Below are 14,353 nucleotides of genomic sequence, written 5' to 3' on the forward strand. Positions count from 1 at the left end.
GCGCCACCTCGACTTCTATTCCATACATCATGATTCTCACCCTATTCCTGGTGGTGCTGCTGGGGCTGATCGCCCTGGGCATGCCGATCGCGTTCGCGCTGCTGCTCAGCGCGGTCGCCTTGATGTTTCAGTTGAACTTCTTCGATTCGCAGATCATTGCGCAGAACATGCTTTCGGGCGCCAACAGTTTCACGCTGATGGCCGTGCCCCTGTTCATGCTGGCGGGCGAAATCATGAACGCCGGCGGTATATCGCGTCGCATCGTGCATCTGGCCAGCATGTTCGTCGGCCATATCCGTGGCGGGTTGGGCTATGTGGCCATTTTCGCCAGCGTGTTGCTGGCGGCGCTGTCGGGCTCGGCCGTGGCCGATGCCGCCGCGCTGGGCACGCTATTGATTCCCATGCTGCGCAACCAGGGCTACAGCGCCGAACAGGCCTCGGGGCTGATCGCGGCGGGCGGCATCGTGGCGCCCATTATTCCTCCGTCGATCTCCTTCATTATTTTCGGCGTTGCAACCAACGTCTCCATCACCAAGCTGTTCTTCGCCGGCATCGCGCCCGGGCTGATGATGGGGCTGACCCTGGTGGCAATCTGGAGCTGGGTGGCGCGCCGCCAGGGCGCGTTGGCGCCCGCCCCCAGGCAACCCTGGGGCGTGCGGTTGCGGGCCCTGCGCGAGGCGATATGGGCGCTGATGCTGCCTGTCATCATCATCGGCGGGCTGCGAGGTGGCATATTCACGCCCACCGAAGCGGCCGTGGTGGCGGCGGTGTACGCATTGCTGGTCAGCCTGTTCGTCTATCGCGAGATCACGGTGCGCGACCTGGGTCCCCTGTTTGCCAGCGCTGCGCGCACCACGGCAGTGGTGATGTTCCTGGTGGCCGCCGCGATGGTGTCGTCATACATGATCACGCTGGCCGACATGCCGCAGGACCTGATCAATCTTCTGGCGCCGGTACTCGACCAGCCCAAGCTGCTGATGTTCTGCCTGATGGTGCTGCTGACCCTGGTGGGCACCGTCATGGACCTGACGCCCACTATCCTGATCCTGGCGCCCGTGCTGATGCCGGTGATCACCAAGGCCGGCATCGACCCGATCTACTTCGGCGTCATGTTTGTCATGGTGGGTTGCGTGGGCCTCCTGACCCCGCCGGTAGGCACGGTGTTGAACGTGGTCTGCGGCGTGGCGCGCATCAATATGGAGACCATCTGCAAAGGTGTCTGGCGTTATGTGGCCGCGTACACGGCCTTGATAGTGATTTTGGTGATCTTCCCGGAGCTGATCACCGTACCCGCGCGCTGGCTGTACTGAACGGCACTGACCGCTGCCGGCGCAATTCAGCAAACCAAGGAGGAGCACATGTTCAAGACTTTCAAACACACTTTGTTGTCCCTGGCCGTGGCGGTATCGTGCACGGCGGCCGGGGCGGCCGCGGCGCAGGATATCAAGCCGCGGCTGATCCGGTTCGGCTACGGCCTGAATGACGACAGCGTGCAGGGCCGCGCGGCGCGCTTCCTGGCCGAAGAAGTGGCCAAGCTCAGCGACGGAAAAATGAAGATGCGCACGTTCGGCTCGGCCAGCCTGGGGTCCGACGAGCAAATGCAGAACGCGCTGGTCGGCGGGGTACAGGAAATGATGGTCGGCTCCACCGCGCCGCTGGCCACCATGGTGAAGGAATTCGGCGTGTTCGACCTGCCGTTCCTGTTCAACAGCGACAAGGAGGCCGACGCCGTGCTCGACGGCCCGCTGGGCCAGCGCCTGCTGGAAATGCTGGAAGCCAAGGGCCTGGTGGGCCTGGTGTACTGGGAGAACGGCTTTCGCAACCTGACCAATTCCAAGCACCCCGTGGTCAAGGCCGAAGACCTGCAAGGCATCAAGCTGCGCGTGATGCAGAACCAGGTGGCCCTGGGCGTGTTCAATGCCCTGGGCGCCAACGCCGTACCCATGCCGTTCTCCGAACTGTTTACCGCGCTGGAAACCCGCACCGTCGACGGTCAGGAGAACCCGGTTACCACCATCCAGAGCAGCAAGTTCTACGAGGTACAACCCTTCCTGACCATCACGCGGCATGTGTACACGCCGTGGGTGGTGCTGGCATCGAAAAAGTGGTGGGATACGCTGACGCCGGACGAACAGGAACTCATCCGCAAGGCCGCCGCCGCATCGCGTGACTTCGAACGCAAAGACAGCCGTGCCGATTCCGAAAAGGCCATGGCGACGCTCAAGCAGAACGGCATGAAGATCAACGTGGTGTCCGAGGCCGAAGTGGCGCGCATGCGCGAGAAAGTGCAGCCGGTGGTCGACAAGTACACGCAGGAACTCGGCCCCGAACTGGTCAAGGAACTGCAGGACGAAATCCAGAAGGCGCGCGGCCAGTAACCGCAGAGCGTTCCAGCGCCGGGCCCGCGTGGGCCCGGCATCGCATCCCCTGTTGCATCGTAGCGATAAGCCATGTCCCAAACGCCTCGTAGACTGCGCAGCCAGAAATGGTTCGACGACCCTTCCCACGCCGACATGACCGCCATTTATGTCGAGCGTTACCTCAACTCCGGCATTACGCGCGCTGAGCTGCAGTCGGGGCGGCCTATCATCGGCATCGCCCAGACCGGCAACGACCTGGCGCCCTGCAACCGCCACCATCTGCAGCTGGCCGAACGCGTCAAGGCCGGCATACGCGACGCGGGCGGCATCCCCATGGAATTTCCCGTTCATCCGCTGGCCGAACAGGGGCGGCGCCCCACGGCCGCGCTGGACCGCAACCTGGCCTATCTGGGCCTGGTCGAGATCCTGCACGGCTATCCGCTGGATGGCGTGGTGCTGACCACGGGGTGCGACAAGACCACGCCCGCCTGCCTGATGGCCGCCGCCACGGTAGACATTCCCGCCATCGTGTTGTCCGGCGGGCCCATGCTCGACGGCTGGCACGACGGCCAGCGCGTGGGTTCGGGCACCGTCATCTGGCACGCGCGCAACCTGATGGCGGCGGGCAAGATCGACTATGAAGGCTTCATGCAGCTGGCCACGGCGTCCTCGCCGTCGGTGGGGCATTGCAACACCATGGGCACGGCGCTGTCGATGAACTCGCTGGCCGAGGCCCTGGGCATGTCGCTGCCGGGGTGCGCCAGCATACCCGCGCCATATCGCGAGCGCGGACAAATGGCCTATGCCACCGGCATGCGCATCTGCGACCTGGTGCGCGAGGACGTACGGCCCACGCACATTCTTACGCGCGAAGCTTTTGAAAACGCCATCGTGGTGGCGTCGGCTCTTGGGGCGTCCAGCAACTGCCCGCCGCACCTGATCGCCATTGCACGCCACGCGGGCGTGGACCTGACGCTGGACGACTGGCAGCGCCTGGGCGAAGACGTGCCGCTGCTGGTGAACTGCGTACCGGCCGGAGAATACCTGGGCGAAGGCTTTCACCGCGCGGGCGGCGTGCCGGCCGTGCTGCACGAATTGCAGAAGGCCGGCCGGCTGCACGATGGCTGCAGGACGGTCTCGGGCCGCACCATGGGCGACATCGCCGCGGCCTCGGTCACGAACAACCGAGATGTGATCCGCAGTTGCGACGCGCCGCTGCGGCACCGCGCCGGCTTCATCGTGCTGTCGGGCAATTTCTTCGACAGCGCGATCATGAAAATGTCGGTGGTGGGCGAGGCATTCCAGCGTTCGTATCTGGAAACCCCGGGCGATGAGAACGCGTTCGAGGCCCGCGCCATCGTTTTTGACGGCCCCGAGGACTACCACGCCCGTATCGACGATCCGTCGTTGAATATCGACGAGCACTGTATCCTGGTCATCCGCGGCTGCGGCACCGTGGGATACCCTGGCAGCGCCGAAGTGGTGAACATGGCGCCGCCGTCGCGTCTTATCAAGGCCGGGGTCGACTCCCTGCCTTGCCTGGGCGACGGCCGCCAGAGCGGGACGTCGGGCAGCCCGTCCATCCTGAACATGTCGCCCGAGGCTGCCGTGGGCGGCGGCCTGAGCCTACTGCAGACGGGCGATCGCCTGCGTGTGGACCTGAACCAGCGGTCGGTGACCCTGATGGTCAGCGACGAAGAACTGGCCCGGCGCAAGGCCAGCGCCCAGCCGGCGCCGATACCGCCCTCTCAGACGCCGTGGCAGGAAATCTATCGCCAGTTCGTGGGGCAGTTGTCTACCGGAGGCTGCCTGGAGCCGGCCACGCTGTATCTAAAGGTCGTTGAAACCCGCGGCGACCCGCGGCATTCGCACTAGCCTCGCACACGGTTTCCCTGGGAGTGAACTGCTAGATTTCTCCCAGGGCGCGGCGTTGCATGATGTCTTCCAGGATGACCAGCGACGCTTCCACTGTGAATTCGCCGGCCACGATGCGCTGCACGGCCTCATCGACGGGAATGTGGGTGATTTCCATGACCTCGCCATCCTGGTTGGCCGGTTGCGCGCCTTCGGGCAGCACGCAGGTGCTGGTCAGCAGGTCTTCCACCTGATAGCCCTCGGGCAGCCGGCGGTGCATGCGCAATATGGTTCGCAGCGGCGAGCGCTGCGCCAGGAGCCCGGCCGCCAGGCCGGCCTCTTCGGCGCATTCGCGCAGCAGCGCCCGGTCGAGGTCTTCGCCGCTGCTTGCCAGCCCGCCCACGAGTGTGTCCCACATGCCGGGGTCGGTGGATTTGCTGAGCGCGCGCCGGGCCACCCACAGCCGGCCATCCGGCGTCCAGGCGTTCAGGTGTACCGCCCGGGTCAGCACGCCCAGCGGCCGCACGGCGGCGCGTTCGATCGCGCCCAGTTTCTCGTCGCCGGCAGTCACGTCCAGCAATTCGTTGCGCCAGCCGCGCAGGCAGTCGGCGTCGCGCAGGGCCAGCGCCACGTCGGCCAGCAGGGCGTCCAGTCGGGGCCCTGCCGTCAGGCCGGACCCGATGCGCAGCGCGTCGGCCTGCACTTGCACCTGGTCGAGCGGCCTTAGCGCATCGCAGGCTGCGTGGGTGGCCCAGCCGCAGCAGCGGTCGGCCACGTACAGGGGCGATGCCAATTCCGGCGGATGTTCTTGCACGCGCTCGGCCAATTGGGCGTAGAGCGCAGCCACGCGGGCGGGTGCGTCGGGGGGCGGAGGGGTCAACATTCCGGCGATTTTAGTGCAGCGCCCCGTTCCGGGCGGCGCAAAGTGGGGGCATCGCGCCCAGGTTCAAGAGTGCCAAATTACATTAAATTGCGCGTCCGCTATAATTCTGCGGTTTCTTTGTGATTCGAGTGGGGTAGACCGGCCGCAGGCCGGGTTTGCGCCTGCCGTCTAATAAATTGCGTGTATTCCGTCATCGCCGGCAGGCGGCCACGGAAACGCTCGCGCCGTGTTTCGAGGTAAGCATGAAGAAGTGGAGAGGGATACTGGGCGCCTGTGCATTGCTTGCGAGCAGTGTCGCCAACGCGCAGGTACAAGACATGCCCGGCGGCCCGAAAGTCAATCAGCTCAACCTGCACGAAGGCGTGACCCAGATCGCGCACGAGATCATGTGGCTGCATTGGCTGCTGTTGATCATCTGTGGCGTGATCTTCCTTGGCGTGTTCGGGGTCATGTTCTATTCCATCTGGGCGCACCGGAAGTCGCGCGGGCACAAGGCCGCCACCTTCCACGAGCACCTGGGCGTGGAAGTCGCCTGGACCGTCATCCCCTTCATCATCGTCATTGCCATGGCGCTGCCGGCCACCAAGACCGTGGTCGCCATGAAAGACACTTCCAGCGCCGACCTGACCGTGAAGGTCACCGGCTACCAATGGAAATGGGGCTACGAATACATCGACGGCCCGGCTGCCGGCGTCAGCTTCCTGTCCACCCTTTCCACGCCCCGCGCGCAGATCGAAGGCCGCGAGCCCAAGGGTGAGTTCTACCTGATGGAAGTCGACAACAACCTGGTCGTGCCGGTCGACAAGAAGGTTCGCATCGTGCTCACCGCCGCGGACGTCATCCACTCGTGGATGATCCCCGACTTCGGCGTCAAGCAGGACGCGATCCCCGGTTTCCTGCGCGATGCCTGGTTCCGTGCCGAAAAAGTCGGCACCTACCGTGGCCAGTGCGCCGAGCTCTGTGGCCGGGACCACGCCTTCATGCCCATCGTGGTCGAAGTCAAGTCGCAGGAAGACTACGACAAGTGGGCCGAAGAGCAGAAGAAAAAGCTCGCGGCAAATGCCGACGATCCCACCAAGGAATGGACCCAGGAAGAGCTGGTCGCCCGTGGCGAAAAGGTCTACGCCGCCAACTGCGTGGCTTGCCACCAGGCCAACGGCAAGGGCGTGCCGGGATCTTTCCCTCCGCTTGACGGCGACAAAACGGTGCTGGGCCCGCAGGGTCCCCAGATCGACGTCGTGCTGCACGGCCGGCCCGGTACGGCCATGGCCGCCTTCGGCCCGCAGCTCAACGACGTAGAAATCGCCTCGGTCATCACTTATACGCGCCATGCCTGGAGCAATGCAGGCAAGGGCGAAGACCCCGTGGTACAGCCCAAGGATGTCGTGGCGGCGCGCTGATCGCGCCAGCCCCATCCCCTGTTAGCAGAACCCGTCACGAGACATCTGCCGGCCTCCTGGACCGAGGCCGGCAATTAGCAGGAAGGAGTCCATAATGAGCAGCGCCACTGTAGACCACGTGTCGCCTGGCCACGGCCACGGTCACGAGCACGATGATCACCACGCCGCGCCCACCGGTTGGCGTCGTTGGCTATTTGCCACCAACCACAAAGACATCGGGACGATGTATCTCATCTTCTCGTTCGTCATGCTTCTTGAAGGCGGCTTGCTGGCCCTGCTGCTGCGCACCGAGCTCTTCGAGCCGGGCCTGCAGTTCTTCCGTCCCGAACTGTTCAACCAGTTCACCACCATGCACGGCCTCATCATGGTGTTCGGCGCGATCATGCCGTCGTTCGTGGGCTTCGCCAACTGGATGATCCCGATGCAGATCGGCGCGTCCGACATGGCCTTTGCGCGCATGAACAACTTCAGCTTCTGGCTGCTGCCCGTGGCCGCCATCATGCTGACGATTTCGTTCTTCGTGCCGGGCGGCGCCACCGCCGCGGGCTGGACGCTGTACGCTCCGCTGTCCACGCAGATGGGCCCGGGCATGGACCTGGCCATCTTCGCCGTGCACATCATGGGCGCCTCGTCCATCATGGGCGCGATCAACGTCATCGTCACCATCCTGAACATGCGCGCTCCCGGCATGACGCTGATGAAGATGCCGATGTTCTGCTGGACCTGGCTGATCACCGCCTTCCTGCTGATCGCCGTGATGCCCGTGCTGGCCGCCGCCATCACCATGCTGCTGACCGACCGCCACTTCGGCACCGGCTTCTTCAATGCGGCCGCCGGCGGCGACCCGGTGCTGTACCAGCACGTGTTCTGGTTCTTCGGGCACCCCGAGGTCTACATCATGATCCTGCCGGCCTTCGGCATCGTGTCGGCCATCGTGCCCGCGTTCTCGCGCAAGAAGCTGTTCGGCTACGCGTCCATGGTGTATGCCACCTCGGCCATCGCGGTGCTGTCGTTCATCGTGTGGGCGCACCACATGTTCACCACCGGCATGCCCGTCACCGGCCAGCTGTACTTCATGTACGCCACCATGCTGATCTCCATCCCCACCGGGGTGAAGGTGTTCAACTGGGTGGCCACCATGTGGCGCGGCTCCATGACGTTCGAAACCCCCATGCTGTTCTCGGTGGGCTTCATCTTCGTGTTCACCATGGGCGGCTTCACCGGCCTGATCCTGTCGGTGGCCCCCATCGACATCCAGGTTCACGACACCTACTACGTGGTCGCGCACTTTCACTACGTGCTGGTAGCCGGCTCGCTGTTCGCGCTGTTCGCGGGCGCGTACTACTGGGTGCCCAAGTGGACGGGCCGCATGTACAACGAGAAGCTGGGCAAAGTGCACTTCTGGTCCACCCTGATCTCGTTCAACATCACGTTCTTCCCCATGCACTTCCTGGGGCTGGCCGGCATGCCGCGCCGCTACGCCGACTACGCCGCGCAGTTCACCACCTTCCACCAGATGGCCACCATCGGCGCGTTCTGGTTCGGGCTGTCGCAGCTGCTGTTCCTGTATGTCATGGTGCAGTGCTACCGTGGCAAGGGTGCGCCCGCGGCTGCCAAGCCCTGGGAAGGCGCCGAAGGCCTGGAATGGACCGTGCCGTCGCCCGCGCCGTTCCATACCTTTGAGACTCCGCCGGAAGTAAAGTAAGCGGGGATACAAAGTAAGTTAGCCATGACTCCTGAACAACGTCGCCGCAACAAGACCATCGGGCTGATACTGCTGGCAATCGTCCTTGCCGTGTTCGCCTGGACGTTCTTCCGCGGTTCGGCCATCATGGCCAAGTAGGGCACAAGCCATGACGCACGACATCCGCGACGCTTCGCGTCGCAAAATGAACTTCCTGCAGACGCTCAAGGCGGTTCTGTGGGGCATGTTCGGCGTGCGGCGCGGAGCGGGCTACGAAGAAGACGCCGGCAAGCTGAACCCCGTGCACCTCATCATCGCGGGGCTGCTTGCCGGAGCAATATTTGTGACGCTGCTGGTTTTGATCGTGCGCTGGGCCGTGGCCAGCCTGTCGTAGCAGCAAGCATTTCAACAAATCAGTACCAGGGAGAAGACCATGAGTGCAAGCCACTCGGTTCAAGGTAAAGAGGCACCGTACTACTACGTACCGGCGGATTCGGCTCACCCCGTGCGCACCGCGGTAACCCTGCTGGCCATGGCCCTGGGCGCGGCGGCGTGGTTCAACGACGTCAGCTGGGGCAAGTGGTTGCTGCTGGTGGGCGTCCTGGGCTTGTTCGTGTCGCTGTATTTTTGGTTCGGCGACGCCATCCAGGAATCCGAAGCCGGCCTGAACAGCAAGCGCATCGACCTGTCGTACCGCTGGGGCATGAGCTGGTTCATCTTTTCCGAAGTCATGTTCTTCGCCGGCTTTTTCGGCGCGTTGTGGTACATCCGCGTCATCACCACGCCGTGGCTGGGCGATCTCGACCACCGCCTGTTGCTGTGGCCGGACTTCCAGGCCGTGTGGCCCAACTTCGGCCCGGCGGGCATCGTCGAAGAATTCCAGACCATGGGCCCCTTCTGGCTGCCCACCATCAATACGGCCCTGCTGCTGACCTCGGGCGTGACGCTGACCATCGCGCACCACGCCTTGCGCGCCAGCCATCGCGGCAAAGCCATTTTCTGGCTGTTTGCCACCGTGCTGCTGGGCTTCATCTTCGTGGGCTGCCAGGCGTACGAGTACCACCACGCCATCTATGACCTGAACCTGAAGTTCAGTTCCGGCGCCTATGGCTCGCTGTTTTACATGCTGACCGGCTTTCACGGGTTCCACGTCATCGTCGGCGCCACCATGCTGACGGTCATCCTCATCCGCCTGATACGCGGCCATTTCACCGCCGACAACCACTTCGGCTTTGAAGGCGCGGCCTGGTACTGGCACTTTGTGGACGTGGTGTGGCTGGGTCTGTACCTGTTCGTATACTGGTTCTGATACCGTCCGCCAAACTGCCGAATGCCCCCGACAGGGGGCATTCGCACGAATGACCGGCGCTTTTTCCTGCGCCGCTTGAACAAAAGGAACCGGCCGCTGCCGTTCCTATCTAATGCCTGTACTTTCGATCCAGCCCAGGTGATGGGCCAGCAGAACGAACAGGAACAGGGCTACCGACAGCCCGATGCGCACAGTCAGTGCATTGACCGTACGGCTGGTTGAGCCCTTGTCTTTCATCAGATAGACCAGGGCCGATGCCAGGCTGGCCAGGATGCCGACGAAAGCCAGGACGACGATGACGCGCATTGGGGTCTCCGGGTAAAACGGAATTATTGCAGACATGGCTCATTCAGTCCGCCGTACCTTGGCAGCATTGCTGCTGCTGGGGGTGGCCGTTGCCATACTTGCCTCGCTGGGTGCGTGGCAGTTGCGGCGTGCCGACGAGCGCCGGGCCCTGCTGTCCGCCATCGAAGCCGGCCGTTCCCGGCCGCCCCTGAGCCTGTCGCCCCGCACCCCGGCTGCGGATCTGCAGCCATGGCGTCCCGCGCAAGCCACCGGACGATGGCTGGACCAATACAGCGTACTCCTGCAGAACCGCAACCAGGAAGGGCGGCCCGGTTACTGGCTGGCGACGCCACTGTTGTTCGATCCCCCGGGCCACGGCGCCGTGCTGGTGCTGCGAGGCTGGCTGCCGCGCACGCCGGGGCAGTCTGTTGCGTCGCTGCCCCCCGCGCCGGCCGGCCTGCAGCGCGTCAGTGGCGAATTGGCCGCCCGCGTGCCGCGCCTGTTCGAACTCTGGTCGCTGGGCGGTTCGCGGCCGGACCAACTGCCCGGTACACTTCCTGCGGCCGACGGCGCGGTGCCGCACGTCCAGAACCTGGAGTTGGCCGCCTATGCGCGCGCGACGGGCCTGGACCTGCTGCCGGCGGTGCTGATGCAAACCAGCGGCCAAGACACGCTGGTGCGCGACTGGCCACAGCCGTCGGTCGACTACAACCAGAACCAGGGCTATGCCCTGCAGTGGTTTTCGTTCGCAGGCATCGCCGCCATTGCCTGGGTAGTGGTGGCCTGGCGGGGCCTGCGCCGCCGCGCATCCCGATAATCCGCTACCCGTCACCGGCATACCCCTCGTTGAATTTCAGGAAAGCAAACCCGTGCCACGCGTAACCCACTCCGCTCCTGCTCCCGCCAACAAGAAGCGCTCATTGCTGCCCCTGGTGCTGGTGTTTCTGTGCGCGCTGGCGCCCATCGTGGCCGCCTTCGTGATGTACTACAACCCGCAATGGTGGCCCGAAGAGTCCAGCAACTACGGCACGCTGCTCGATCCGCAGCGTCCCATGCCCGCCGCGCAGGACCTGCAGCTCACCACCCTGGACGGCAAGCCTTTCGACCTGCAGTCGCTCAAGGGAAAATGGCTGCTGGTCAGTGTGGGCGAAGGCGCTTGCCCCGAAGCCTGCGCCCGCAAGCTTTTCATCACGCGCAACTCGCATGCCAGCCAGGGCAAGAATGTGGACCGCCTGGCGCGCGTCTGGTTTATTACCGACGATGCCGAAGTGCCCCAGAAGGTGCTCGAAGCCTATCGCGGCACCGTCATGGTGCGCGCGAGGCCCGAACAACTGGCGCGCTTTCTGCTTGCGCGCGACACGGTGCAAGGCCAGCCCGGCCTGCTCGATCCCATCTGGGTCATTGATCCGCTGGGCAACCTGATGCTGCAGTTTCCCGCCGATGCCGATGGCGTCAAGGTGCGCAAAGACATCAGCAAGCTCGTATATAACTCGCGCATCGGCTGACGCCCTGCCCGCATGTCCGTCGCCCCGCAATGGCCATAGGCCGGTATTTATATGGACCGCATCAAGCAACGCTACCGCAAGCTGGTTTTCTTCACCTGGTTTCTTACGCTCGACCTGATCATGTTCGGCGCCTTCGTGCGCCTGACCGATTCCGGCCTGGGCTGCCCGGACTGGCCGGGTTGCTACGGCAGCGTCACCCCCCTGGGCGCGATGTCCGACATCCGCCAGGCGTCCGAAGCCATGCCGTTCGGCCCCGTTACCTTGTCGAAAGCCTGGATCGAAATGATCCACCGCTACGTCGGCGCGTTTCTCGGCATGCTGATCATTGCGATCGTCGTGATGGCGTGGCGATACCGCCGCGAATTGGGCCGCTCGCCGGCGCTGGCAGTCGTCACGCTGGTGGCCGTGTGCGTGCAGGGCGCCTTCGGGGCCTGGACCGTCACGCACCGGCTGATGCCCGCGGTCGTGACCGCGCACCTGGTGTTCGGATTGTCCGTGCTGGCCCTGATGACCTGGCTGTCGGCGCGCGAGCGTCCGCACGCGCCCCTGTCGGCCCATGCCCTGCGCTGGCGTCCGTGGCTGGTGGGCGGCACCTTGCTGCTGCTGGTGCAGATCACCCTGGGGGGCTGGGTCAGCACCAACTACGCGGCGCTGGCTTGCCTGGACTTCCCGACCTGTCACGGCCAGTGGTTCCCCGAAATGGACTTCCGTGGCGGCTTTTCGGTCATAAGGGGCCTGGGTGAATTGCCGTCGGGTGAAATGATCTCGCAGCATGCCCTGACCGCCATCCATTGGGTACACCGAAACTTCGCCTTCCTTGTGCTGGCGTACCTGGGCGTGTTGGCCTGGCGCATGCGATCCGAGCCTGCGCTGCGAGGGCCGGCCACGCTGGTGCTGGCGCTGCTGGCCGCGCAGCTGTTCACCGGCCTGACCACCATTTTCTTCCAATGGCCGCTCTTGATTGCCGTGTTGCATAACGGCGGCGCGGCCGGTTTGACGCTTGCTTGCGTCGTCATGCTGGTGCGCCTGTCGACCCCCGGCGTCGCCCGGGCGGTCGCTCCGGCAGTCCAGCGCGTTTAGAATAGTGTTATGACCAGTTTTGCCGCTACACAACCCGGGCTCCTGCGCCAATACCTGGTGCTGACCAAGCCGCGCGTGACGCAATTGGCCGTTTTCTGCGCCATTATCGGTATGTTCCTGGCCGTGCCAGGCCTGCCCGACCCCGGCCGGGTGGTGTTTGCAACCATAGGCATCTGGCTGCTGGCGGCTGCCGCGTTTGCCGTCAACTGCCTGATCGAACAGGAAATCGACGCCCGCATGCTGCGCACGGCGCGGCGCGCCACCGCGCGCGGCACCATCACGGCCACGCAGGTTCTCACTTTGTCCGGCCTGCTGGGCGGCACCGGCATGGTCGTGCTGTATCACCTGGTCAATCCGCTGACCATGTGGCTTACGTTCGCTACATTCGTGGGCTACGCGGTGATCTATACCGTCATCCTCAAGCCGCGCACGCCGCAGAACATCGTTATTGGCGGCCTTTCGGGCGCCATGCCCCCCGCGCTCGGGTGGGCCGCCGCGGCCGACGCCGTGCCCGCCGAAGCCTGGCTGCTGGTGCTGATCATCTTTATCTGGACGCCGCCCCACTTCTGGGCGCTTGCGCTGTACCGCAACCACGACTACGCCAAGTCGGGGCTGCCCATGCTGCCCGTCACCCACGGCCAGCAATTCACCCGCCTGCATATCCTGCTGTACAGCCTGGCGCTGGTGGCCACCACCACGCTGCCTTACGTCGTCCGCATGAGCGGCCTGCTGTATCTGGCCAGCGCCCTGGTGCTGGGCGGCCTGTTCGTCGGATACGCCTGGCGGCTGTACCGCCAGTACAGCGACGCGTTGGCGCGTCGCCTGTTCCGCTTTTCCATCCTGTACCTGGCGCTGTTGTTTGCTGCCTTGCTGCTGGATCACTGGGTCGGCCTGCTTGCCTGACCCTCGGAGAACTCGCAACATGTCCCTGTTCAATATTTCGCGCCGTGCGCTGTTGCGCGGCGCGGCGGCAATCGGGCTAGCTGGCCTGCTGGCCGCCTGCACCGACGCGGCGCCCAGCTTCAAGGGCAACGACATCTCGGGCACCCAGTTGGGCAAGAGCCTGGCCCTGGCCGATCACAATGGGCAGCCGCGCACCCTGCAGGATTTCGACGGCAAGGTGGTCGTGGCGTTTTTCGGGTTTACGCAATGTCCCGATGTCTGCCCGACGGCGCTGGCTGAACTTTCGCAGGTCATGCAAAAGCTGGGCGATGACGCCGGGCGCGTGCAGGTGCTGATGATCACGGTCGACCCCGAGCGCGACACGGCCGACGTGCTCAAGCAATATGTAACCACCTTCGATTCGAGTTTCCTGGGTCTGACGGGCACGCCCGAGCAGATCAAGCAGGCGGCCGCCTCGTTCAAGGCCTACTACGCCAAGGTGCCCACCGAAGGCGGCAAGAACTACACCATGGACCACACCGCGGCGTTCTACCTGTTCGACGCCAAGGGCGAATCTCGCGTCCTTGCCAACAACACCATCGGCGCTGACGCCCTGGCCCACGACATCAAGGCGCTGCTGGGCTCCTGAGCGCCGCCACGCGGTGTCAGGCACCCTGCGGGAGCCAGACACCAACTTGGTGTGACGGTGCTTCCTCTGAAGGTGTCTCGAAGGGTGTCAGACACCACACCTCGCAGGCCTCGTCAATCGGCCCCGTGCGCAGTTCGCCACTCGGTATATGCCGCCAAGGCATCCGGGCTTAGCTCCGCAAGGCCGACTTCCCGCTTTTGTTGCATGATCATCAATGCATAGGGCGTTGCCAACGCAGCGGCCTGCGGGCACAGCCGCGATTCGTCGCCTTGCGACGGCAGGCGGTTGCGCCAATAATTGATGGCCTGTTCGAGCTCGGTCACGGGAATCGGCTTGTCCATCCGGTCATTGTCCCAGAATGCGCAGCGGCCGTACGGCCGTTCCTTGCAAAGGGTCACTATCGCAACACGCCGATACCACGGGCAGGGTCGATCAGGTGCTATATAACGGGCCGTATCGTTG

General features: G+C 64.3%; 16 protein-coding genes. 13 read left to right on the plus strand and 3 right to left on the minus strand.

The annotated features are described in order from the left end of the window. Window positions 1–29 precede the first annotated feature (29 nt). The 3 genes from CAL18_RS19140 to CAL18_RS19150 all read left to right on the plus strand — a co-directional run bounded on the left by CAL18_RS19140 (window position 30) and on the right by CAL18_RS19150 (window position 4,235). A complete protein-coding gene (locus CAL18_RS19140) occupies window positions 30–1,310 on the plus strand; it encodes a TRAP transporter large permease (RefSeq protein ID WP_094818522.1) in 1,281 nt (426 codons plus the stop codon). A gap of 48 nt (window positions 1,311–1,358) precedes the next feature. Next, window positions 1,359–2,378 (plus strand): TRAP transporter substrate-binding protein, encoded by a 1,020-nt coding sequence (locus CAL18_RS19145; protein ID WP_094818523.1) that lies wholly within the window; start codon window positions 1,359–1,361, stop codon window positions 2,376–2,378. A 72-nt stretch (window positions 2,379–2,450) separates the two neighbouring features. Beyond that, window positions 2,451–4,235 carry an IlvD/Edd family dehydratase gene (locus CAL18_RS19150; RefSeq protein WP_094818524.1) on the plus strand — a complete coding sequence of 595 codons (1,785 nt, stop codon included), beginning with the start codon at window positions 2,451–2,453 and terminating at the stop codon, window positions 4,233–4,235. A 31-nt stretch (window positions 4,236–4,266) separates the two neighbouring features. On the opposite strand, the gene CAL18_RS19155 is transcribed toward CAL18_RS19150, so the two are convergent. Continuing rightward, the gene (locus CAL18_RS19155; protein WP_051423714.1) at window positions 4,267–5,097 is read right to left on the minus strand and encodes an NUDIX hydrolase; all 831 of its coding nucleotides are present in this window, start codon (window positions 5,095–5,097) and stop codon (window positions 4,267–4,269) included. 242 nt (window positions 5,098–5,339) lie between these two features. Between CAL18_RS19155 and coxB the strand changes: the two genes are divergently transcribed. From coxB to CAL18_RS19175, 5 genes are all read left to right on the plus strand, one after another. Next, window positions 5,340–6,497 (plus strand): cytochrome c oxidase subunit II, encoded by a 1,158-nt coding sequence (gene coxB, locus CAL18_RS19160; RefSeq protein ID WP_026639207.1) that lies wholly within the window; start codon window positions 5,340–5,342, stop codon window positions 6,495–6,497. A 94-nt stretch (window positions 6,498–6,591) separates the two neighbouring features. Next, complete coding sequence (gene ctaD / locus CAL18_RS19165) at window positions 6,592–8,202, plus strand: cytochrome c oxidase subunit I (protein WP_094797703.1); 1,611 nt, start codon at window positions 6,592–6,594, stop codon at window positions 8,200–8,202. Window positions 8,203–8,226: 24 nt separating this feature from the next. Beyond that, window positions 8,227–8,340: a cytochrome oxidase small assembly protein gene (locus CAL18_RS19795; RefSeq protein WP_026639928.1), complete on the plus strand. Its 114-nt coding sequence runs from the start codon at window positions 8,227–8,229 to the stop codon at window positions 8,338–8,340. A 10-nt stretch (window positions 8,341–8,350) separates the two neighbouring features. Next, window positions 8,351–8,575: a DUF2970 domain-containing protein gene (locus CAL18_RS19170; RefSeq protein WP_026639929.1), complete on the plus strand. Its 225-nt coding sequence runs from the start codon at window positions 8,351–8,353 to the stop codon at window positions 8,573–8,575. Window positions 8,576–8,614: 39 nt separating this feature from the next. After that, on the plus strand, window positions 8,615–9,490 hold the full coding sequence (locus CAL18_RS19175; protein ID WP_094797704.1) for a cytochrome c oxidase subunit 3: 876 nt from the start codon (window positions 8,615–8,617) through the stop codon (window positions 9,488–9,490). 105 nt (window positions 9,491–9,595) lie between these two features. On the opposite strand, the gene CAL18_RS19180 is transcribed toward CAL18_RS19175, so the two are convergent. Next, a complete protein-coding gene (locus CAL18_RS19180) occupies window positions 9,596–9,796 on the minus strand; it encodes a twin transmembrane helix small protein (protein ID WP_026639931.1) in 201 nt (66 codons plus the stop codon). Between the two features lie 34 nt (window positions 9,797–9,830). On the opposite strand from CAL18_RS19180, the gene CAL18_RS19185 reads away from it, so the two are divergent. From CAL18_RS19185 to CAL18_RS19205, 5 genes are all read left to right on the plus strand, one after another. Further along, on the plus strand, window positions 9,831–10,592 hold the full coding sequence (locus CAL18_RS19185; RefSeq protein ID WP_051423785.1) for an SURF1 family protein: 762 nt from the start codon (window positions 9,831–9,833) through the stop codon (window positions 10,590–10,592). Between the two features lie 106 nt (window positions 10,593–10,698). Next, window positions 10,699–11,280 carry an SCO family protein gene (locus tag CAL18_RS19190; RefSeq protein ID WP_170940399.1) on the plus strand — a complete coding sequence of 194 codons (582 nt, stop codon included), beginning with the start codon at window positions 10,699–10,701 and terminating at the stop codon, window positions 11,278–11,280. A gap of 51 nt (window positions 11,281–11,331) precedes the next feature. Continuing rightward, on the plus strand, window positions 11,332–12,360 hold the full coding sequence (locus tag CAL18_RS19195) for a COX15/CtaA family protein (RefSeq protein ID WP_026639934.1): 1,029 nt from the start codon (window positions 11,332–11,334) through the stop codon (window positions 12,358–12,360). A gap of 9 nt (window positions 12,361–12,369) precedes the next feature. Continuing rightward, the gene (gene cyoE, locus CAL18_RS19200; protein WP_026639935.1) at window positions 12,370–13,263 is read left to right on the plus strand and encodes a heme o synthase; all 894 of its coding nucleotides are present in this window, start codon (window positions 12,370–12,372) and stop codon (window positions 13,261–13,263) included. A gap of 19 nt (window positions 13,264–13,282) precedes the next feature. Beyond that, the gene (locus CAL18_RS19205) at window positions 13,283–13,891 is read left to right on the plus strand and encodes an SCO family protein (RefSeq protein WP_026639936.1); all 609 of its coding nucleotides are present in this window, start codon (window positions 13,283–13,285) and stop codon (window positions 13,889–13,891) included. Between the two features lie 113 nt (window positions 13,892–14,004). Here the strand turns inward: CAL18_RS19205 and CAL18_RS19210 are convergent, their stop codons facing one another. After that, entirely contained in the window at window positions 14,005–14,232 is a 228-nt protein-coding gene (locus CAL18_RS19210; RefSeq protein ID WP_026641101.1) for a DUF3717 domain-containing protein, read from the minus strand. Between the last annotated feature and the right edge of the window lie 121 nt (window positions 14,233–14,353).

Origin of the sequence: Bordetella genomosp. 7, from assembly GCF_002261415.1 — a bacterium.
Lineage (GTDB): Bacteria > Pseudomonadota > Gammaproteobacteria > Burkholderiales > Burkholderiaceae_B > Bordetella_A.